We start from the raw sequence: 20,960 nt of genomic DNA, 5'->3' as shown, positions 1-20,960 counted from the left end.
ACCTTAATCAACTAACATAGTGAAATTAGGTAGATGAATGCGCTGATCATTCTCAGGGGTGGCCGTGGACTTCGGACTGACCGACGAGCAGGATCTGTTGCGCGCGACGGCACGGAAGTTCGTCGCCGACGTGTGCCCCGCCGAGAAGGCCAAGGAGTGGGACGAGCAAGGCGTCGTACCACCCGAGCTGTTCCGGGGCATGGCCGACCTCGGCTGGTTCTCGCTGCCGTTCGGCGAGGAGGAGGGCGGTGACGGCGGTGGACCGCTGGAGCTCATCCTCATAGCCGAGGAACTCGGGCGGGCCAGTTTCGACGTGGCCATGTGCTATATCGGGGTGCTCATCCCCGGCATCACCGTGTTCCGCTGGGGGGACGAGGAGCAGCGCCGCTTCATCCGCGAGCAGGTGATGACCGGCCGCCACCGGCTGGCCGTCGGCCTCAGCGAGCCGGACAGCGGGTCCGACGCGGCGGCGCTGCGCACCAGCGCCGAGGACCACGGCGACCACTTCCTGGTGCGCGGCCAGAAGGCCTGGTGCACCGGGGCCGGGCTGCCCCACACCACCATCGCGGCCTATGTCCGCACCGGGCCCCGGGAACCCAAGCACGGCGGGATCAGCCTCCTCCTCGTCGACCCGACCACGGAGGGCGTCGAGGTGCGCCGGACGCCGACCCTGGCCCGGCACATCCTGGGCACCAACGAGGTGTTCCTCAACGACGTCCGGGTGCCCAAGGAGAACCTCGTCGGCCCCCGCGACGAGGGCTGGAAGGTGATGCTCTCCAACATCGAACTGGAGAAGGTGATCATCAGCGGCGGGTATCTCGGCGCCGCCCAGGCCACCTTGGACGAGATGCTGGAGTACGCCCGCACCCGGCACGCCTTCGGACGTCCGATCGGCAACTTCCAGGTCCTCGCCCACGCCATGGCCGACCTGCAGACCGAGATCGACTCGGCCAGGCTGCTGGCCTACCGCGCGGCCTGGCTGCTCGCCCAGGGCAGACCCTGCACCAGGGAGGGCTCGATGGCCAAGCTGAAGGGGTCGGAGACCTACGTGGCCGCCGCCCGGCTCGGCATGCAGGTGTGCGCGGGGCACGGCTTCTCCACGGAGAGCGTGATGAGCTTCCGCTACCGGGAGTCGATCGTCGCCACCATCTCCGGCGGCACCAGCCAGATCCAGCGCAACGGCATCGCCCGCTCCATGGGCCTGCGCGGCTACTGAGCCTCGTCCTGCTCCGCGAGCCAGCGCTCGTGCCGTGCGAAATGGCCCTGGTCCCGGGTCACCCAGATCCCGGAGGCCCGGGCCAGTACGGCCCGCGTCGGCAGCAGCACCAACTCGCCCGCGAGGTACCAGCGGGAGCCCTCCCGCCGCTCGACCCAGGCCCGCACGCGCAGCGGGTGCCGCACCGGCACCGGCTTGACGAAGCTCACGGTCAGCTCGGCCGTGACACTCAACACTCGGTGCAGCAGCGGAAGATGGCCGAGGCAGTCGTCCAGCACGGCCGCCGTCCAGCCGCCGTGCGCGACGTTCGGGCCGCCCTCCTGGTCCGGTGGGCAGCTGAGGTCGAACCAGGCCACCCCGTCCTCGTCGAGCCGCTCCCGCTCGACTCCGAGGTGGCAGGAGCCTGCACCGCGACAGGCACCGCACAGGGCGACACCGCCCGGCGTGCGCGGCGGCTCCTGGAACTCCGAGGCCGCCGCCTCCGTGGCACCGGATCTTGTCGACATCGCCCAACTCCTCGTATCAGAACGCCGGAACACATCAGAACGCCGGAACACACCGGAACGTCGAAGCGCAGGAACGTCAGACATCGGCCAGCAACGGCCGCAGCGTTCCCGCGATCAGCCGGACCTGGCGGGCCACCATGTCCTCCGGCATCCCGGCCAGGGACGCCCACAGAAAGACCCCCTCGGCCGGCAGGCCCTTCACGTACGACCTGACGGCCTCGGCGACGGTCTCCGGCGTCCCGTAGAGGAACTGGCCGACGCCGGTCGCGGCGAGCCCCGTCTCCCGCCACCTGTCGGGGTCGATGGGGCGGGGCACGGGCTGGTCGGTGCCCTCCACCATGTAACGGCGGTAGCTGTCCCACTGGTACGAGAGGTGTCTGCGCACCACGGGCCAGTCGGCCTCCGGGTCCTCGGTGACGAAGGTGGTGAACGAGCCCTGCATCCGGGCCGCCGCCCCGTCGTACCCGCTCTCCGCCAGCCCCTCCCGGTACGGCGCGAGGAGCGCCGGGTCGAGCGAGAGCAGACCCGTGCCGAGCCGCCCGGCCCGCCGGGCACCCTGCGGGCCCTGGTAGCCGAGCCAGATCGGCAGCGGGTCCTGGACCGGGCCGGGGGTGACCCGGCCCGAGGCCCACAACTCCCGTATCTCACGGACACGTTGATCGGTCGTGGTGTAGCGCTTGGCGAGGTCCGCGCCGTACAGCCGGTACTCCGGGACCCGGTAGCCGGTGCCGAGCCCGAGGTCCAGGCGGCCTTCGCTCAGGATGTCCACGAGGGCGGCCTGTTCGGCGATCTCGGGAGCCGCGTGCAGTGGCGCGGCCACGACGGCGGTGCCCAGGCGCAGCCGCCGGGTCCGGGCGGCCGCAGCGGCGGCCATGGTGAGGGGCTGGGGGAGGTAGCCGTCCTCGAAGCCGTGGTGCTCGGAGAACCACACCGAGTCCAGGCCGAGCCGGTCCGCCTCCTCGCACATCTCCAGCGCGAAGCCGTACAGCCGGGACCAATCCTGTTGCCAGGGCGGGGGATTGCGCAGGTCGAAGTAGATGCCCACCTTCACCGGGAACCTCCAGGGGTGTCGTGCGCCAGGCGGACCGTCGCGCGGGTCACCGCGATCCCGGCGCCGGGCGGCAGCAGTCGTACGGGACGCAGGTCGAGGGCGGCTATCTCGGGGAGGTCCTCGACCAACGCCGACAGCCGCAGCACCGTCTCCTCCAGGGCGGCCAGATCCACGCCGGGTGCGCCCGCCCTGCCCTCCAGCAGCGGAGCCGCCCGCAGCGAGCGGACCATCTCCCGGGCGTCGCGGTCGCTCAGCGGGGTGACCCGGTGCGCGACGTCCGCCATCAGGTCGGCGTATCCGCCGGTGAGGCCGAAGGAGATGACCGGGCCGAAGACCGGGTCGGAGCCGACGGACAGGAACGCGTCCAGGCCCGGACCCTGGCCGGGGTCGTGGACGCTGATGCCGTAGGCGGCGAGCAGTTCGGCCGCTGTGTCGGCGCCTTCGCTCGTTCCGGCGAGCAGTTCGGTGGCCGTGCCGCTGCCTTCGCTGATTCCGGTGAGCAGGGAGCGTGCCCGGTCCACGTCGATCCCCGGCAGGTCGGGGACGACGCCCGCGGCGGTGGAGCGCCACGCCTGGTAGGCCGCCGCATGCCCGAGCGAGGCGGCAGCCGCCTCCGGGAAGGTGTACGACGGTACGGCCCGCCCGTCCCGGCGCAGGGGGCCGGTGATGCCCGCGCTGCCCAGGAAGCTGGTCACGACCGGCTTCTCGGGTGCCGCGGCGGCGGCGTCGAGGATGGCCGACGCCACCTCGTCGGGCTGGTCCGCGAGCGGCGGCATGAACAGGACGATCGCGGCGTCGATGCCGTCGTCGGCGAGGGCCGCGTCCAGGGCCTGCCGGTAGTGGGCGGCGGTCGCCGTCGGGGTGAGGTCGACGGGGTTGCCGATCTCGGCGCCGGGCGCGAGAACGCGGCCCAGTCGCTGCCGGGTGCGCTCGCCGAGCGGGGGCACGCGCAGGCCGTTCGCCGTGCAGGCGCCGACCGTCAGCGCCGCGGGGCCGCCCGCGTTGGTGATCACCGCGACGCGGTCACCGGGCGGCGGAGGCTGGTGGGAGAGGAGCAGGGCCACGTCGAACAGCTCCTGCAGACCGCGGGTGCGGATCACGCCGGACTGCGCGAACAGGGAACTCACCGCCGAGTCCGCCGGGCCGCCCGGGTGGACGGCGATGATCGGCTTGCGGGGCGCGATGCGGCGGGCGATGCGGGCGAAGCGGCGCGGATTTCCGAACGTCTCGACGTGCAGCAGGATCACGGAGGTGGCCGGGTCCTCCTCCCACCACCGGAGCAGGTCGTTGGTGGACACGTCCACGGCGTGGCCGACCGACACGAAGCCGGAGAAGCCGAGCCCGAGCCTGCGGGCGTGGTCGAGCACGGCGAGCCCGAGCGGCCCCGACTGGCTGGACATGGCCACCCGGCCGGGCGCAGGCAGGGCGGGGGAGAAGGTCGCGGCGAGCCGCGCGGCCGGCGTCGTGTTGACGACGCCCATGCAGTTCGGGCCCACCAGCCGCATCCCGGACGCCCGCGCGAACCGGGCCAGTTCACGCTCCGCGGCCCGCCCTGCGGGACCGGTCTCGCCGAAGCCGCTGGAGACGACGACCACCGCCTTGACCCCGGCCTCGGCGCAGTCCCGTACGACCTCGGGCACGGCCTCGGCCCGGACGGCGACCAGGGCCAGGTCCGGTGCCTCGGGCAGGTCGCGGACATCCGCGTACGCCCGTGCCCCGGCGACCTGTCCGGCGTGCGGGTTGACCGGGAACACGCCGCCGGTGAAGCCGCCGCGCCGCAGGTTGGCCACGATCTCGTGCCCGATCGTCAGCGGCTCGCGGTTGGCGCCGATCACCGCGACCGACCGCGGTTCGAGCAGGGGCCGCAGGGAGCGCCGTACCGCGGTCTGCTCGCGGCGCTCGGCCCGGGCGAGGGCCTGGGCCTGCGGGTCGACGGCGATCTCGAAGTGGATGATCTGGCCGGGCGGCCCGGCCTCGACCCGGAAGCCGGAGCCGAGGAACACGTTGATCATCCGGGTGTTGTCCGCGAGGACGTCGGCCTCCAGGACCCGGATGCCACGGGCGCGGGCCGCCGCCGCGATGTGCTCCAGGAGCAGCCGGCCGAAGCCCTCGCTCTGGTGGTCGTCCCGGATGGTGAACGTGACCTCGGCGTGCTCCGGTTCCCGAGGGTCGCGGACGTAGCGTACGAGTCCCGCGATGTCGTCCCCCGCCAGGGCGACCAGCGCCAGTTCGTCGAGGTAGTCCACGTGCGCGCCGCGCCGGATGACGTCGTCGCGCACCCGGACCACGGGCCCGAGGGAGCGGTAGGCGAGGGTCTGCCGGGACAGCCCGGCGACGAAGGCGACCAGCCGGTCGGCGTCCTCGGGCCGGACCGGCCGGACGAACGTCGACCGGCCCGTCCGCACGAGTCCCGGCCGCTCCAGGTCCTCGGGGTAGGGGGGAGCGGTGCCGGGGGTGGTGCCGCTCAGAGGGCCGCCTCCTGGGGAGTCTGCTCCGGCAGGCGGAACAGCTCGTTGAAGGTGCCGCGGGTGACCCGGTCGCGGATGTCGTCCGGCACCCCGTCGAACAGGTCGTGGAGCGTGGACTGGGTGTGGCCGTAGGTGCCCTCCAGGTGGGGGTAGTCGTCGCCCCACATCACGTTCCGGTAGCCGGTGGACTCGACGATCTCCACCGAGCTCTTGTCGTGCTGGAAGGAGGCGTAGACCTGCTGCCTGATGATCTCGCTGGGCAGCCGGCTCAGCTTCGGGCGGACGAACATGCCGTGCTGGCGGTAGGCCTCGTCCATGCGGTCGCCGATGGCCGGCACCCAGCCCGCGCCGCCCTCCGCGATGAGCATCCGCAGGTTCGGATGCCGGTCCAGGGCGCCGCCCGCGACCATGTGGGAGATCACCCGCATGCCCGGATAGGTGGTCTCCATGTAGTTGACGACCGCGCCGCCCGGACCGCGGAAGACGACGGTCTCGGCGCCGGTGCCGATGTGGAAGCCGAGCACCAGGCCGGCCCGCTCCACCGCCGTCCACAGCGGCTCCCAGCGGTCGAGCGCGTACTCCTCGCCGGGCCGGGTCGAGCAGGGCAGGAACACCGCCTGGAAGCCGAGTTCGGCGACCCGCTCGACCTCCTTGACCGCGTCCTCGATGTTCGCGGTCGACACGCAGGCGGGGGTGATGACGCGCTTGTTCCTGCACAGGACCTCGTCGTAGGCCCAGTCGTTCCAGGCGCGCACGGTCTCCCGGGCGAGCTCGCGGTCGGTGATGGAGACGAGCCAGAACCCCATGGAGGGGAAGGCCAGCTGGCCCCACACGCCCTCCTGGTCGAGGTCCTTGAGCCGGACCTTGAGGTCCCAGGCGCCCGGCGGTCGCATGGCGTCCATGAAGTCGCCGAGCTGGCGGTCGACGCGCTGGTCGTCGATGTAGAGCACCTCGTACTTCTCGCCGCGCTCACTGCGCGGCGCCCGGGCGGCCAGCCGGGGCGGCAGCGCCTCGGTCCACAGGTCGGCGGGTTCCATCACATGGGAGTCCCCTGAGTTGACCCAGAGCTTGGTCATGGCGCTCCTTCGACTGAATGGATGCAATCAGTTAGCTATTTTAGGTGGGGGAGCGTGTGGAGGGAAGACGTGAACGGGGTCGAGATCATGCCCGATCGCTTAATTAGTCGAATTGGTTGACTGATTGCGCTGATAGCTGGAAGATCTGGGCAGCTGAGCCGCGAGGAGGCGCCATGGCCGGTGATCGGGACACCGCTGACAGGTACTTCGAGCCGCTGGTGGAGACCATGCCGCGCGACCGCCTGGAGGCGCGGCAGGAGGAACAGGTCCTGGAGCTCGTCGAGTACGCCTACGGCCGCTCCGCCTTCTACCGCGAGCTGTGGGACGGACACGGGGTGCACCCCCGCGACATCCGCTGCCTGGAGGACTTCCGGGACCGGGTGCCCTTCATCACCAAGGACATGGTCCGCGCCCACCGGGCCCGCACCGGCGACCCCTTCGGGGGGCTGCTCTGCGTCCCGGTCGAGGAACTGACCTCCGTCTCCTCCAGCTCGGGCACCACCGGCGACCCGGAGTTCTTCGCCGAGATCTGGCAGGGCGCCCCGCCCCTGGTCACCGCACAGGTGCGGGACCTGTGGGAGCTCGGACTCCGGCCGGGGGACCGGGTGCTCAGCCCGCCCGGCACCTTCCGCAACCTCATGGACGCCGGCTACCAGGCACTGGGCGCCGTGGTCATCGAGGTCGACACCTGGATGGGCAGGATGCAGGAGGTCGTCGACGCCCTGCGCACCTACCGGCCCGCCTACCTCCAGATGATGTATCCGCAGATGGTGGAGTTGGAACGGCTGGCCGAGAGCACGGACCTGCGGGAGGCGTTCTCGTCCCTCAAGGGGGCTTCCTGCGCCGGCCAGCCGCTCAGCCGCAGGATGCGCGCCCGGATCCGCGACGACTGGGGCATCGACGTCTACGAGTACACCAGCGCCGCCGACACCGGCACGGCCTGGGAGTGCCGCGAGCACGACGGCTTCCACCTGTGGGAGGACACCGTCTTCCCCGAGTGCGTCGAGGTCACGGAGGACGGCTGGCACGACGCCGCCGAGGGCGACCTCGGAGAACTCGTCGCCACCGACCTCGACAACCGCGCCGCACCCCTCATCCGCTACCGCAGCGAGGACCTGGTCCGCCTCGCCCGCGACACCTGCGGCTGCGGACGCACCCACGCCCGGATGTGGGTGGCAGGCCGGCGCGGCGACGAGACCGTGGTGCGCGGCCGGGCCGTCGTACTGCGGGACATCTGGCAGGCGGTGGAGGACCAGCCGGAGACGGTCGCCGGGGTGTTCCAGATCGTCCGGCAGGGCCGCGAGGTCGACGAACTGAGGCTCCGGGTCGGCTACGACCCCCACCTCACCGGCGATCCCGACGCGCTGGCCGGACGGCTGATCGAGGCCGTGCGGGAGCGGACCGGGGTCAAACCGGTGCTCGACCTGCGCACCGAAGAGGAGTTGCTGCAGACCATGACCAGCGTCGCCAAGTTCCCCCGGGTGGTGAAGAGCTGATGGCCCGCGCCGACACCCTCGCCCACGCCCGGGAACTGGAACGGCCCGAACTCGCCTACCTCGTCCGCTTCCCCACCCCCGCCGGGATGCGGGAGACCGGACTCACCTGGGCGGAACTCGCCCGTGACACGGCCTGGGCCACCGAACGGCTGCGCGGGCACGGCCTGGCGTCCGGGCAACGGGCCCTGCTGACCGCGTCGGGCTTCGAGGGCTTCTGGGGGCAGGCGGTGATCGGCGCCCTGTGCACCCTGCGGGTGACCTACGGCATCGCCGAGGCCATGGGCTGGGACCACCGCCGCACCACGGTCTTCCACCGCGAACTCCACCCCGACGCGGTGATCGGCCTGTCCGCGGAGACGCTGGAAGGGCTGTCCGGCACCGCCGACATCGGAGAGATGTTCCGCCCGACGCGGGTCGTGCTGGCCCGGCCCGCCGCCGTACCGGTGCTGCGCGGTGCCGGGGTGCCCGCGTGTGTGCTGGCCGCCGTCGGACCCGCCCTCGCCCTGGAGTGCCCCGAGCGCGCCGGCGCGCACGTCAACGCCGCCGAGTGGCACGTCGGCGAACGGGACGGGGAACTGCACGTGGCCGCGGGGGAGTTGCGCACCTCGCCGCTGCCCGAGACCCCGCTCGGCATCCGGGGGCGTGTGGCAAGCGGTCGCTGCGCATGTGGCAGCGAGGACCCGCGGGTGCTGCTCGCCGAGGCCGATTCGTCTTCGTCACCGAGGAGTTGAGGATGTCCGAAGCAGTGGTCGACGGCCGGGTGGTGGTCGTCACCGGCGCCGGGAACGGCATCGGCCGGGCGCACGCCCTGGCCTTCGCCGCGCAGGGAGCCAGGGTCGTGGTCAACGACCTCGGCGGGGGACGGGACGGGGCGGGCGCCTCGGCGGGGCCCGCGCAGGCCGTGGTGGACGAGATCGTCGCCGCCGGTGGCGAGGCGGTCGCCAACACGGACGACATCGCGTCCTGGGAGGGGGCGGGCCGCCTCGTCCGGCAGGCCGTGGACACCTACGGCGGCCTGGACGTGCTGGTCAACAACGCCGGGATCCTCCGCGACCGGATGATCGTGTCGATGACCGAACGGGACTGGGACAGCGTGATCGCCGTCCATCTCAAGGGCAGCTTCGCCACCCTGCACCACGCAGCGGCCCACTGGCGCGAGCGGGCCAAGGCCGGCCGGAGCAACGACGCCCGCGTGATCAACACGACGTCCCCCTCCGGTGTCTTCGGCAACCCCGGCCAGTCCAACTACGGCTCGGCCAAAGCGGGCATCGCGAGCCTGACCGTCATCGCGGCGGCCGAACTCGCCCGCTACGGCGTGACGGTGAACGCCATCGCGCCGACCGCGCTCACCCGGCTGACCGAGGACATCGACATGATGCGGGAGGCCGCGACGAGCCAGGATCTCACCCCCGAGGCCATCTCCCCGCTGGTGGTGTGGCTCGGCTCCGCCGCCTCCCGCGAGGTCACCGGCCGCGTCTTCGGCGTCGTCGGCAACCGCGTCACGGTCCTGGAGGGCTGGGTGGGCGGGCCCACCGCGAGCGCCGAATCCCGCTGGACCCAGGACGAGCTGACCTCCGCCGTCCCCAACCTGGTGGCCAAGGCGGCCCCCAACGCGGACGCGCTCGGCAACCGGAAGGGCGCCTGAGATGCCCGACATGACGGCCCGACAGATCCCGGTCACCGAAGACCTGTTCACGGCGGGCGACTCCCCGCGCCTGATCGGATCCGAGTGTTCTTCCTGCGGACTGGTGAGCTTCCCCGCCGCCCCGGACTGCGTGCGCTGCGCCGGCACCGACACGAAGGAACGGCTCCTCGCCGACCACGGCACCCTGTGGACGTACACCACCCAGAACTTCCGGCCGCCCTCCCCGCCGTACGACGGGCCCGAGGAGTTCGAGCCGTACACCGTCGGATACGTCGAGTTGCCCGGCGAACTGCTCGTCGAGGCCCGCCTCACCGAGCCCGACCCGGCACGGCTCAGGATCGGGCAGGCCATGCGGCTGACCCTCGTGCCGTACACCGTGCGCGAGGACGGCACCGAGGTCGTCACGTTCGCGTTCGCCCCGGACGAGGAGGAGACATCGTGACCGAGGCCGTCGTCATCGGGGTGGGACTCCACCCGTTCGGCAGGTTCCCCGGGAAGCCCGCCATGGACATGGGCGCCGACGCGGTCCGCCTCGCGCTCGCCGACGCGGGCGTGACCTGGCCGCAGGTCCAGGGCGGCTACATCGGCAGCTACGAGGTGGCCAACCCCGACGCGATCGTGGCCCGCCTCGGCCTGACCGGCCTGCCGCTGCGCGGGGTGTTCAACGGCTGCGCCACGGCCGGTACGGCGGTGGCACTGGCCGCCCGTGCCATCGAGACCGGCGAACACGACCTGACCATCGCCGTCGGCATGGACAAGCACCCGCGCGGCGCGTTCGCCGCCGACCCGTCCGTGGCCGGCATCCCCGCCTGGTACGGGCAGACCGGGCTCTTCCTCACCACCCACTTCTTCGGCATGAAGATCAACCGCTACCTGCACGACCACGGCATCGGCGAGCGCACCCTCGCCCGGGTGGCCGCGAAGAACTTCCGCAACGCCGCCGCCAACGACAAGGCGTGGCGCCGCACCCCCCTGTCGGAGGAGGAGATCCTCGCCTCGCCGGTGCTCAACCACCCGCTCCGGCAGTACATGTACTGCGGCCCGGACGAGGGTGCGGCGGCCGTCGTCCTGTGCCGCGCCGACCAGGCCCACAAGTACACCTCGACGCCGGTACGGATCCGCGCCACCGCCCTGCGCAGCCGCCGGCTCGGCGCCTTCGAGGTGCAGAGCCCCTCCTTCCCGCTCGGGGACGTCGTCCGGAGCCCGACCGTGGACGCCTCCCGGGAGGCGTACGAACGCGCGGGCATCGGCCCGGAGGACGTCGACGTCGCCCAGCTCCAGGACACCGACGCCGGGTCGGAGATCATCCACATGGCCGAGAACGGGCTCTGCAAGGACGGCGAGCAGGAACGCCTGATCGCCGAGGGCGCCACCGAGATCGGCGGTCGGCTCCCGGTCAACACCGACGGCGGCCTGCTCGGCAACGGCGAACCCATCGGCGCGTCCGGCCTGCGCCAGATCCACGAGGTCGTCCTCCAGCTGCGCGGCACCGCCGGATCCCGGCAGATCCCCGGCACCCCCCGAGTCGGCTACACCCACCTGTACGGCGCGCCGGGCGTGTCGGCGGTGACGATCCTCTCCACCTGACCGGAGCCCCCCATGGACCAAGACATGCAGGACTTCGCCGCCGAGGTGCGCGGCTTCCTCGACGCGCACGCGACGAAGGCCCCCGACCACACCGCCTTCACCTGGGGCGAGGGCGACGACTCGATGGCCTACTTCAGCAGCCTGCCGCCCGAGGAGGAGCGGGAGGAGGTGGACCGGGCCAGGGCCTGGCAGCGCGTCCGCCACGAGCACGGCCTCGGCTGGATCACCGGCCCGCCCGAGTACGGCGGCCGGGGCCTGACCCCCGTCCACGACCTGCTCTACGACGCCATCGAGTCCGAGTACACCGTCCCCGACACCGGCGTGCTCAGTGTGATCGGCCTCGGCATGATCGGCCCGACGATCCTGGCCCACGCCCAGCCCCCGGTCAAGGAACGCTGGCTGCCCGCGATGTACCGCGGCGACGCCGTCGCCTGCCAGCTGTTCAGCGAACCCGGCGCGGGCTCCGACCTGGCGAGCGTGGCCACCAAGGCGGTCCGTGCGGGCGGCGACTGGGTGCTCAACGGGCAGAAGGTGTGGACGTCCGTCGCCCAGCACAGCAGCATCGGGCTCGCCCTCACCAGGACGAACCCGGACGCCCCGAAGCACCAGGGCATCACCGCCTTCCTCGTCCCCATGGACGCCCCGGGCGTCGACGTCCGCCCCCTGCGTCAGATGACCGGCGGCGCCGACTTCAACGAGGTCTTCCTCACCGACGTCCGCGTCCCCGACGACCACCGCCTCGGCGAGGTCGACGGCGGCTGGACCGTCGCCTTGACCACCCTGATGAACGAACGCGCCACCGTCGGCAGCGAGGGTGCGGGACCGGTCGCCGCCGCACTCTCCCCGGAACGGCTCTCGGCGCTCATGCGGGCCACCTGGACCTGGGACGACCGCGCCCTGCGCGGCCGGCTCGCCGAACTCCTCGTGGACGCCATGGCCACCCAGCACCTCAACAACCGGGCCCTGCGCAGGCTCCGCGCCGGGGCGACACCCGGCCCCGAGATGTCCGTGTCCAAGCTGATGTACGGTCAGAACCTCACCCGGGCCGCCCACTTCGTCGCCGACGTGCTCGGACCGCGCGCGATCGCGGACACCGGCCAGTGGGGCACGTACGCCTGGACCGAACTGCTCCTCGCCACCCCGGCCCTGCGCATCCTCGGCGGCACCGAGGAGATCATGAAGAACATCCTCGCCGAACGCGTCCTCGGCCTGCCCAAGGAGGTGCGCGCATGACCGCCGACGACCGGGAACTGAGGGAACTGCGCTCCGCCGTACGGGAGTTCCTCGACACCAAGTCGCCCGAGGACGCCGTACGCAAACTGATGGAGAGCGAACCGCGCTTCGACGCCGAGGTGTGGGCGCAGGCCTCCGACCAGCTGCGGCTGCCCGCGCTCGCCATCCCCGAGGAGTACGGTGGCGACGGCTTCGGACCGGTCGAACTCGGCGTCGTCCTGGAGGAGATGGGCCGCGCCCTGTTCTGCGCCCCCTTCTTCGCCACCGTCGTACTGGCCGCCCAGGCTCTGCTGGCCTCGGGCGACCACGAGGCCTGCGCCCGCCACCTGCCCGGCATCGCGGCCGGGACCACGACGGCCACCCTCGCCGTCGCCGAGGACCACGGCTCCTGGGACCCCGTCCTCATCTCCACCCGCGCCGTACCGGACGCGGACGGCGGATGGCGGCTGACCGGCCGCAAGTGCTTCGTCGTCGACGGTACGACGGCGGATCTGCTCCTGGTCGTGGCCCGCACGGTCGCCGGACCCTCCCTCTTCGCCGTGGACCGCGCGGCCGTCGGCGTGGCGGCCGAGCCGATGGAGACCCTGGACGCCACCCGGGCGATGGCCCGCCTGACCCTGGACGCCGTGCCGGCGACCCTCGTCGGCGTGCAGGGAGCGGGCGGGCGCCTCATGGCCGACGTGCTCGACACCGCCACGGTCGCACTCGCCGCCGAACAGGCCGGCGGGGCACGCCGGTGCCTGGAGGCGAGCACGGAGTACGCCCGTACCCGGCAGCAGTTCGGCCGGCCCATCGGCTCCTTCCAGGCGGTCAAGCACAAGTGCGCCGACATGCTCGTCCAGGTCGAACTCGCGGAGGCAGCCGCACGGGAGGCGGCGCTGCTGGCCGCCGAGGGCGCCGCGGACTTCCCGGTGGCGGCGGCCGTCGCCCACGCCTGCTGCTCCCGGGCGTACCTGGGCGTGGCCATGGAGAACATCCAGGTGCACGGCGGCATCGGCTTCACCTGGGAGCACCCGGCCCACCTGTACTTCCGGAGGGCCAAGTCCTCCCAACTGCTCTTCGGGGGACCGGCGGTCCACCACGAGCGGCTGCTGGACCGGCTGGGCATCTGAACCGGCCGGCCGTCAGCCCCAGTGCCAGGCCTGGTTGCCGTTGCCGGCGCAGCTCCACGCCTGGACACGCTGGCCGTCCTGGCCCGAGGTGGCGGCCTCCGCGTCCAGACAGAAGCCGTCCGGCACGCTCACCAGGGCCTGGGCGCCGGGGACTCCCGAGCTGCCCAGGCTCCACCGCTGCACGGCGAGCCCGTCGCAGGCGGTGCTGTGGATGCCGTGGCCGTTCTGGCCGACACCGGCGGCATCCGCCTCCAGGCAGCGGTGCGTGCTCCGGTTGACGGCGACGTACTGTCCGTCCCGGCCCGGCAGCGGGTACAGCGCCCACGTCTGGTGGGGCGCGCCGGTGCACTCCCAGATCTGTACGGTCTGCTGCCTCAGGGTCGCCGTACCGGTGTCGGCGTCCAGGCAGCGCGCGGTCGCGACGCCGTTGACGGTCTCGGTCACCGTCAGCGTGCCGCTGCGCACGGCGCCGCGCGGCCTGCTGTACAGCATCTCCTTGGTCTCCGAGCCGACGCTGCCGTCGGCCGCGAGTCCGGCCGACGTCTGGAAGACCTTCAGGGCGGCGAGCGTCCGTGCCTCGAAGTCGCCGTCGACCGGCACCAGGTAGCCGTATCCGCCGAGGAGGTACTGGAGGGCGGCGACACACTCTCCGTGCGCTCCGGGGGCGAGAGCGGACCGGCAGGCGGCGGAGCGGATGTCGAGCGTCCTGGGATCGTGCGTCTCGGCCGCGGCGGAGTCCGGGGCGGCGGTGGTGGCGGAGACGGCGGCGGAGCGGGATGCCGAGGCCCGGGGCGTGGCGGACACCGTACTCGGTTCGAGGCCGGAGTCGGCGCGCGGACTGTCCGACAACGTCGTCACGGACGGCGATGCCGGCGCGGCGGACGCAGGGGAGTCGCCGCCCCGGTCCAGCAGCGCCATGGTGAGGCCTCCGGTGACCAGCGCGGCCACGGCGGCGGCCAGCACGATGTCCCGGCCCCGGCGGCTGCGGGGGAGTCCGGTGCCGGGCGCGGCGGTGACGGGGTCCCCCGCTGCGGCCCCGCTCGCGGGCCCGGACGCGTCGGGCCCGGACAGCCGGGCGAAGGCGGCGGGCCGCCGGGCGGGTCCACCCGGGAGGCCGGACGGCGCGGGCCGGGGGGTTCCTCGTTCGCCGTCGTCCGGGGGCGCCGCCAACTGGTGTCCGATCGCCGTCCGGAACACCGCGTCCGGTGCCGGACGTGACTCGGGGTCCTTGTACAGGCATTGCCGCAGGTACGCGGCGAGGTCCGGGTCGAGGTCCGCCACCTTGGCGAGCAGCTCCTCGCGCGGCGGGTCGAAGGCCACCCGGTGCAGCACGTCGACGCCGGTGCCCTCACCGAACGGCGCCGCACCGGTGAGCGCGTACGTCAGCGTGGACGCCAGGGTGAAGACGTCGGACGCGGCGGTCACCTCGTGGCCGCGCACCTGCTCCGGCGACATGAAGGCGACCGTGCCCACGTGCTGCCCGGTCGTGGTGATGGAGGTGGCGTCGGCGGCGTGGGCGATGCCGAAGTCGATGACCCGGGCGCCGTCCGCGGCGAGGATCACGTTGGACGGCTTGAGGTCGCGGTGCACGATCCCCGCCCGCCAGATGGCTTCGACCGCCCGGCCCAGGTCCGCCATGAGCCGCCAGCCCGCTGCCGCGTCGAGCGGGCCGCGCCCGTCGACGGCCTCCTCCAGGGTGGGCCCCGGTATGTACTCGGTCGCCACCCACAGCAGGTCCCCCTCGTGCCCGCTGCCCATCAGCCGTACGGTGTGCGCTCCCCGGACCCGGCCCAGCGCGCCGACCTCCCGCTCGAAGCGCCTGCGGAACTTCGGGTCCTCCGCGTACTCGGGGCGGATCACCTTGACGGCGGCCGGGCCCGGCCCGCCCTGCGTGTCGCGGCCCAGGTAGACCCGGCCCATCCCGCCGCTGCCGAGGACCGACACGAGGGCGTAGGGCCCCACCCGGACGGGATCGCCGGTGCGGAGCGGGACCGGGGGCGGTGCTTCCAGGCCGAGGGCGGCGTAGGCGCGCGCGTGCGACCGGTCGAGATGTGGAGCAGACATGGGAAGGTTCAGTTCCGGGTTTCCGCGTGACGGATGAGGCGTGCGCGACGAGTGTCGGTGCCCCGGAGGTTATCGCAAACTCCTTGAAAAAAAGGCGAGTTGGTGTTCGATTCAACCTCGTGTCGCGTCAACCGCGCGTCGCGTCGCCCAGCAGTGCCCGCGCGATGATCACCTGCTGGATCTGGCTGGTGCCCTCGTAGATCCGGAAGAGCCGGGCGTCCCGGTAGAAGCGCTCGACGGCGACCCCGCGCATATAGCCCGCACCGCCGTGGATCTGCACCGCCCGGTCGGCGACGCGCCACACCATCTCGCTGGCGAAGTACTTCGTGCAGGACGGGCCGATCTTGGTGTCCGTGCCGGCGTCGAAGCCGCGGGCGGCCTCCAGGACGGTGGCGCGGCCGGCGTAGTAGTCGGTCATCGAGTCGGCGATGAGCCCCTGGACCAGCTGGAAGGAGCCGATCGGCTTCCCGGACTGCCTGCGGGTACGGGCGTACTCCACCGACTCGTCGACGAGCCGCTCGGCCATGCCGACGCACAGGGCCGAGATGTGCACGCGTCCGTGCGCGATGCAGCCCATCGCCGTGCTGAAGCCCCGGTTCAGGCCGGCCTCGCCGCCGACGAGGGCCTCGGCCGGCACCCGCACGTCGTCGAAGTACACGTCCGCCGTCCAGGCGCCGAACTGGCCCATCTTGTGGTCCCGGGGCGCCACCGTCAGGCCCGGGGTGCCGGCCGGGACCAGGAAGGTGGAGATGCCCCGGGTGCGCGGAGCATCCGGGTCGGTGCGGGCGAAGACCATGAAGACGTCGGCGAGCGGGGCATTGGTGATGTACCGCTTGGCCCCGTTGATCACCCACGCGTCGCCGTCCAGGTGCGCCCGGGTGGTCAGCGTCGACGGGTCCGACCCGGCGTCCGGCTCGGTGAGGGCGAAGGAGGCCAGCACCTCGCCGGAGGCGATCTTCGGCAGCCACTCGGTCTTCTGCTCCGCGGTGCCGCCGACCATCAGGACGTGCCCGGCGATGCCGTTGTTGGTGCCGAACATCGAGCGCAGCGACGGGGTGGTGTAGCCCAGCTCGAACATCAGCTGGGCCTCCTCGTACATCGACAGCCCGAGGCCGCCGTACTCCTCCGGCAGGGCGAAGCCGAAGAGCCCCATCTTCTTCGCCGACTCCCGGATGTCCCCCGGCATCTCGTCCTTCTCGTCGATCTCCGCCTCCAGCGGCACGACGCGTTCCCGGACGAACCGCCGGACCTCCGACAGCACCGCGGTGAAGTCCTCCGCGTCCATGTCGCCTCCCTCGCTTGCTACTTGTCTGTGTCGTGCGGCGCTTCGTGCGGCTTCTCGTCGTGCGGCTGCTCGTCAGGTCGGTAGCAGGCCGCGAGCAGTGCCGCCGCGCTCGCCATGCCCAGCCCCGCGGCGAGCAACGCGCACCCGGATCCCCGGCGTTGACGTCCCGTCAGGCCGTCCACCGAGTACCGTCCGTTGCCGAGCGCGGCCAGTGCCACGGTCGCGCCGCCCACCACGCCGACGTACTCCCAGCCGCCCTTGAAGACGAAGAAGCCCTTGCCGCGGTGGTCGGTGCGGGCCGCCACGGTCATCAGGCCGACGGCCGCCGCGGCGGGGAGCGGGTTGGCCACGCCCAGCGTGATGCCCACCCCCGCGGCCAGCTCCGTGCCCGCCGCCATCCGGGCGTGCACGGCGGCGGGCCGCAGCCCCAGCGCCTCGAACCAGCCCGTCGTGCCTTTCAGCCCGCCCGGCCCGGCGACCTTGTTCCAGCCGTGCGCGACGAGCATCGGGCCGAGGGCCGCGCGCAGGGCCAGGGCGGCGGCGTCCTGAGCCTTCACTGACCGACCCCGGTGGCCCGGCCGGCGGGCGCCGCGCCGTACAACCGCGGTACGGCGTCGATGAGTTCCTCGGGAGTGAGGGCCTCGCCGGAGCGGCTCGGGTACACGCCGGAGACCGTCCAGCCCTCCAGCCGGTTGAGCCGGTTGCCCTCGATGCGCAGCACCTGCCCGGTCAGCCAGGACGCGGCGTCGGAGGCGAGGTAGACGACGACACCGGAGGCGTTGGCCGGGTCGCGCGGGTCGAATCCCTCGGTGGCCTGCAGGCCGGCGCCGACTTCCAGGCCTTCCGTCATCCGGGTGGCCGCGATGGGCGAGATGGCGTTCGCGGTGACGCCGTAGCGGCGCATCTCCAGCGCGGTGAGGATCGTGAGCCCGGCGATGCCCGCCTTCGCGGCGCCGTAGTTGGACTGGCCCTGGTTGCCGAACAGGCCTGTGCCGGAGGTGGTGTTGATGACACGGCCGGTGACCGGCTCGCCCCGCTTGGCGGCCTCCCGCCAGTACGCGCAGGCGTGCCGGGTCAGCGCGAACGTGCCCTTCAGATGCACCGCGATCACCGCGTCGAACTCGGCCTCGGTCATCGAGAACAGCATCCGGTCACGCACGATCCCGGCGTTGTTCACGACGACGTCCAGCCGCCCGAACTCGGCGACGGTGTCCGCAACCATGGCCTCGGTCGCCCCCCAGTCGGTGACCGAGGCATGGTTGGCGACGGCCCGGCCGCCGAGCTTGGTGATCTCGGCGACGACCTCGTCGGCGGGGGAGTCTCCGGTCCGCTCGCCGTGGATGCCGGAGCCGAGGTCGTTGACCACCACGGTGGCCCCGGCCCCGGCCAGCGCCAGACAGTGCGCCCGGCCAAGACCCCGGCCCCCGCCGGTCACGACGGCGACCTTGTCGTCCAGGATGCCCACGCCCTACCTCCCTGTTCCGCCCAGCTCGTCCAGTACTTCGTCGGTGTGCTCGCCCAGCGCCGGTGCGCCGGCGCGCGGTTTGTCGTCCACGCCCCAGAAGGCGACGGGCGTGGCCACGGTCCGCAGCGGCGGTGCGTCGCCCATGCCGGGCTGCTCCACGAACGCCCCGACCGCTTCGGCCTGCGGGTCGGCCGCCACCTCGGCGAGGGTCTGCACGGGCGCCCACCACACCTCTTCGGCGTCGAACCGCTCCGCCCACTCCGCCAGCGGCAGCTTCGCGAACTCCTCGTCGAAGACGGCGATCAGCTCGCGTACGTGGCCGCGCCGGGCCTTGCCGGTGGCGAACCGCTCGTCCTGCGCCAGGTCCTCCCGGCCGAGCGCCTTGACCACCCCGGGCCAGTGCCGGTTGCCCTCCAGGCCCACCAGCCAGAACCAGCGGTCGTCGGCGGTCCGGTAGCAGTTGTAGAGCGGGGACTCGTGCTCGGTGCGGGGCCGGGTCCGGCCGCGCTTGCCGAAGAAGTTCTGGAGCGCCAGGTCGTTGCCGTTGGCGTACGCCCCGGAGCGCAGCAGCGACACGTCCACCACGCCGCCCTCGCCGGTGCGCGCCCGGCGCAGCAACGCGGCCAGGACACCGGCCACCAGGTTGGCGGCGGCGGTCCGGTCGCCGAGACCGGGGCGGATGCCCGGCGGAGGCTCGCCGGCCGGGTTGAGCATGGCGGCGATGCCGGGCCGGGCCCAGAAGGCGGAGACGTCGTACCCGGCCCGGTCGCGCTCGGCGCCGGTCCAGCCGTACCCCGTCAGCGTGCCGACGACGAGACGGGGGTGACGTGCGCGGATCTCGTCGGGGCCGAGGCCGAGCCGCTCCAGGGCGCCCGGGCGGAGGTTGGTGACGAACACGTCGGCGCGGGCGAGCAGTTGCTCAAGGGCGGCCTTGCCGTCCTCGGACCTGAGGTCGAGCACCACGCTGCGCTTGCCCCGGTTGTCCGTCTCGAACGGGGGAGCGCTGTCGATGTCCTGGCCGACGTGGCGCAGCGTGTACCGGTTGGGGTCACCGGCCGGCGCCTCCACCTTGATCACGTCCGCGCCCCAGTCCGCCAGCATGGTGGCGGCTGCCGGAGCCGCCACCCACATGCCGAGCTCGACGACGGAAAAGCCCTCCAGTGGCCGCACGGCCCACCTCCCTGGTCGGTCAGACACCGCGGAACTCCCCGGGACGCCGGTCGCGGAAGGCCCGTAGCCCCTCGGCACGGTCCTCGGTGGCGAACAGCACCGAGACGGTCTCCTGCTCGTAGGCGACGGCCGCCGTCAGGTCCATGCCGAGGCCGTGGTCGATCAGGCGCTTCCCCGCGGCGAGTGCGAGAGGGGCTCCGGCGGCGAGCCGGGCCGCCAGCGCCTCGGCGGCCTTGAGCGCCCCGCCCGGCTCGGTCAGCTCGTTGAGCAGGCCGAGTGCGTGGGCCCGTTCGGCGTCGAGGGGTTCGCCGGTGAGGATCATCTGCTTGGCGATCGCCGGCGGCAGCAGCCGCGGCAGCCGCTGGGTGCCGCCCGCGCCCGGCAGCACGCCGAGCTTCATCTCCGGCAGCCCCAGACGGGTCCCGCGCTCCGCCACCCGCAGGTCGCAGGCGAGCGCGAGTTCCAGTCCGCCGCCGAACGCGAACCCGTGGATCGCCGCCACCGACGGCTTGGGGAACTCCGCCAGCAGCGCGTACGTCTCCGTCAGCCGCCCCACGAAGGCCCGGAACTGCCAGGGAGTGGTGAACGACTCGATCTCGCCCAGGTCGGCACCGGCCGAGAAGGCCCGGCCCGCACCGGTCAGCACCAGGGCCCGTACGTCGTCGTCCTCGCGCACCCGGGCCAGCGCGTCCCGCAGCAGCCCGACGGTCTCGGTACCGACGGCGTTGAGGCGCTCCGGCCGGTCCAGGGTGAACACGGCCACCCGGTCGCGTACTTCGACGCGCAGCACGTCCCTCACCTCACACCATCGTCAGGCCGCCGCTGACCGAGAGCGTCTGCCCGGTCATGTAGGCGGCGTCGTCGGAGGCGAGGAAGGCGACCACACCGGCGATCTCGTCCGGCCGGGCGACCCGGCGCAGCGGGATCGCCCGCACGGTCGCGTCGTACATCCTCTGGCTGTACTCGGCGACCTGGCCGAGCAGCGCGGTGTCGGTGGGGCCGGGGCAGACGCAGTTGACGGTGATGCCGTGCCGGGCGACCTCGCGGGCGAGGGCCTTGCCGAAGGCGATCACGCCGCCCTTGGTCGCGGAGTACACCACCTCGCCGGAGGAGCCGACCCGGCCGGCGTCCGAGGCGATGTGGACGATCCGGCCGCCGCCGCGCTCGATCATCGGGTCGAGGACGGCCCGGGTCACCGTGATCGTGCCGCGCAGGTTGACGGCGATGAGCCGGTCCCAGGTCTCCTCGTCGCTGTCGACGAAGCGGCCGATGACGTCGACGGCCGCGTTGTTGACCAGCACGTCCACCGGTCCGAGCGCGGCGGTCACCTGCTCGACGGCCGTCCGCACGGCCGCGCTGTCGGAGATGTCCGCGCCGACTCCCGTGGTGCGGACGCCGTGCCGTTCGGCGAGGGAGGCGGCGATCTTGGCGGCGGCCTCCGCGTCCACGTCGCAGACGGCGACCGCGGCTCCGTGCGCGGCCAGCGCGTCGGCGACCGCCTCGCCGATGCCGCGGCCCGCCCCGGTCACGAGCGCCACCTTGTCCCGTACGCTCACGCGCCCTCCCTGGCCTGGATCGGAATCAGC

Annotated in this window: 19 protein-coding genes; 8 read left to right on the top strand and 11 right to left on the bottom strand. The window is 72.8% G+C overall.

Annotated elements, in window-relative coordinates:
- Positions 1 to 64 precede the first annotated feature (64 nt).
- Complete coding sequence (locus AB0D74_RS29625; protein WP_362593624.1) at positions 65 to 1,216, top strand: acyl-CoA dehydrogenase family protein; 1,152 nt, start codon at positions 65 to 67, stop codon at positions 1,214 to 1,216.
- Here the strand turns inward: AB0D74_RS29625 and AB0D74_RS29620 are convergent.
- From AB0D74_RS29620 to AB0D74_RS29605, 4 genes are all read right to left on the bottom strand, one after another.
- Positions 1,210 to 1,722 carry a PaaI family thioesterase gene (locus AB0D74_RS29620; protein ID WP_362593621.1) on the bottom strand — a complete coding sequence of 171 codons (513 nt, stop codon included), beginning with the start codon at positions 1,720 to 1,722 and terminating at the stop codon, positions 1,210 to 1,212. The two genes, AB0D74_RS29625 and AB0D74_RS29620, sit on opposite strands and share 7 nt — an antisense overlap.
- Positions 1,723 to 1,798: 76 nt before the next feature.
- Complete coding sequence (locus tag AB0D74_RS29615; protein WP_362593618.1) at positions 1,799 to 2,773, bottom strand: LLM class flavin-dependent oxidoreductase; 975 nt, start codon at positions 2,771 to 2,773, stop codon at positions 1,799 to 1,801.
- Positions 2,770 to 5,178, bottom strand: a complete 2,409-nt coding sequence (locus AB0D74_RS29610; protein WP_362593615.1) for a GNAT family N-acetyltransferase — start codon at positions 5,176 to 5,178, stop codon at positions 2,770 to 2,772. The genes AB0D74_RS29615 and AB0D74_RS29610 overlap by 4 nt, the downstream gene beginning before the upstream one ends.
- 59 nt (positions 5,179 to 5,237) lie before the next feature.
- Positions 5,238 to 6,317 (bottom strand): amidohydrolase family protein, encoded by a 1,080-nt coding sequence (locus tag AB0D74_RS29605; protein WP_362593612.1) that lies wholly within the window; start codon positions 6,315 to 6,317, stop codon positions 5,238 to 5,240.
- Positions 6,318 to 6,490: 173 nt separating this feature from the next.
- On the opposite strand from AB0D74_RS29605, the gene AB0D74_RS29600 reads away from it, so the two are divergent.
- From AB0D74_RS29600 to AB0D74_RS29570, 7 genes are read left to right on the top strand one after another with little or no spacing between them, the layout of a single operon-like run.
- Complete coding sequence (locus AB0D74_RS29600; protein WP_362593609.1) at positions 6,491 to 7,813, top strand: phenylacetate--CoA ligase family protein; 1,323 nt, start codon at positions 6,491 to 6,493, stop codon at positions 7,811 to 7,813.
- Positions 7,813 to 8,544 (top strand): hypothetical protein, encoded by a 732-nt coding sequence (locus AB0D74_RS29595; protein ID WP_362593606.1) that lies wholly within the window; start codon positions 7,813 to 7,815, stop codon positions 8,542 to 8,544. The genes AB0D74_RS29600 and AB0D74_RS29595 overlap by 1 nt, the downstream gene beginning before the upstream one ends.
- 2 nt (positions 8,545 to 8,546) lie before the next feature.
- A complete protein-coding gene (locus AB0D74_RS29590) occupies positions 8,547 to 9,458 on the top strand; it encodes an SDR family oxidoreductase (protein ID WP_355726174.1) in 912 nt (303 codons plus the stop codon).
- A gap of 10 nt (positions 9,459 to 9,468) precedes the next feature.
- On the top strand, positions 9,469 to 9,900 hold the full coding sequence (locus tag AB0D74_RS29585; protein WP_362593603.1) for an OB-fold domain-containing protein: 432 nt from the start codon (positions 9,469 to 9,471) through the stop codon (positions 9,898 to 9,900).
- Entirely contained in the window at positions 9,897 to 11,045 is a 1,149-nt protein-coding gene (locus AB0D74_RS29580) for a thiolase family protein (protein ID WP_362593601.1), read from the top strand. Before AB0D74_RS29585 ends, AB0D74_RS29580 begins: the two co-directional genes overlap by 4 nt.
- 12 nt (positions 11,046 to 11,057) lie before the next feature.
- Positions 11,058 to 12,278 carry an acyl-CoA dehydrogenase family protein gene (locus AB0D74_RS29575; RefSeq protein WP_362593598.1) on the top strand — a complete coding sequence of 407 codons (1,221 nt, stop codon included), beginning with the start codon at positions 11,058 to 11,060 and terminating at the stop codon, positions 12,276 to 12,278.
- A complete protein-coding gene (locus AB0D74_RS29570; protein WP_362593596.1) occupies positions 12,275 to 13,390 on the top strand; it encodes an acyl-CoA dehydrogenase family protein in 1,116 nt (371 codons plus the stop codon). Before AB0D74_RS29575 ends, AB0D74_RS29570 begins: the two co-directional genes overlap by 4 nt.
- 12 nt (positions 13,391 to 13,402) lie before the next feature.
- On the opposite strand, the gene AB0D74_RS29565 is transcribed toward AB0D74_RS29570, so the two are convergent.
- The 7 genes from AB0D74_RS29565 to AB0D74_RS29535 all read right to left on the bottom strand — a co-directional run bounded on the left by AB0D74_RS29565 (position 13,403) and on the right by AB0D74_RS29535 (position 20,930).
- Entirely contained in the window at positions 13,403 to 15,454 is a 2,052-nt protein-coding gene (locus tag AB0D74_RS29565) for a protein kinase (RefSeq protein ID WP_362593593.1), read from the bottom strand.
- Between the two features lie 127 nt (positions 15,455 to 15,581).
- Positions 15,582 to 16,739, bottom strand: coding sequence for an acyl-CoA dehydrogenase family protein (locus tag AB0D74_RS29560; protein ID WP_362593591.1), 1,158 nt, complete (start codon positions 16,737 to 16,739; stop codon positions 15,582 to 15,584).
- 17 nt (positions 16,740 to 16,756) lie between these two features.
- Complete coding sequence (locus AB0D74_RS29555; protein ID WP_362593588.1) at positions 16,757 to 17,296, bottom strand: DoxX family protein; 540 nt, start codon at positions 17,294 to 17,296, stop codon at positions 16,757 to 16,759.
- Complete coding sequence (locus tag AB0D74_RS29550) at positions 17,293 to 18,204, bottom strand: SDR family NAD(P)-dependent oxidoreductase (RefSeq protein WP_362593585.1); 912 nt, start codon at positions 18,202 to 18,204, stop codon at positions 17,293 to 17,295. The genes AB0D74_RS29555 and AB0D74_RS29550 overlap by 4 nt, the downstream gene beginning before the upstream one ends.
- A 3-nt stretch (positions 18,205 to 18,207) precedes the next feature.
- The gene (locus AB0D74_RS29545) at positions 18,208 to 19,374 is read right to left on the bottom strand and encodes a CoA transferase (protein ID WP_362593582.1); all 1,167 of its coding nucleotides are present in this window, start codon (positions 19,372 to 19,374) and stop codon (positions 18,208 to 18,210) included.
- Between the two features lie 19 nt (positions 19,375 to 19,393).
- Positions 19,394 to 20,164 (bottom strand): enoyl-CoA hydratase/isomerase family protein, encoded by a 771-nt coding sequence (locus AB0D74_RS29540; RefSeq protein ID WP_362593579.1) that lies wholly within the window; start codon positions 20,162 to 20,164, stop codon positions 19,394 to 19,396.
- Between the two features lie 10 nt (positions 20,165 to 20,174).
- Positions 20,175 to 20,930, bottom strand: coding sequence for a glucose 1-dehydrogenase (locus AB0D74_RS29535; RefSeq protein WP_362593576.1), 756 nt, complete (start codon positions 20,928 to 20,930; stop codon positions 20,175 to 20,177).
- Between the last annotated feature and the right edge of the window lie 30 nt (positions 20,931 to 20,960).

It is taken from the genome of Streptomyces sp. NPDC048278 (genome assembly GCF_040652195.1).
Classification (GTDB): Bacteria; Actinomycetota; Actinomycetes; order Streptomycetales; family Streptomycetaceae; genus Streptomyces.
Note: the sequence above shows the minus strand (reverse complement) of the source record. Positions and strands in the feature narration are given on the sequence as shown.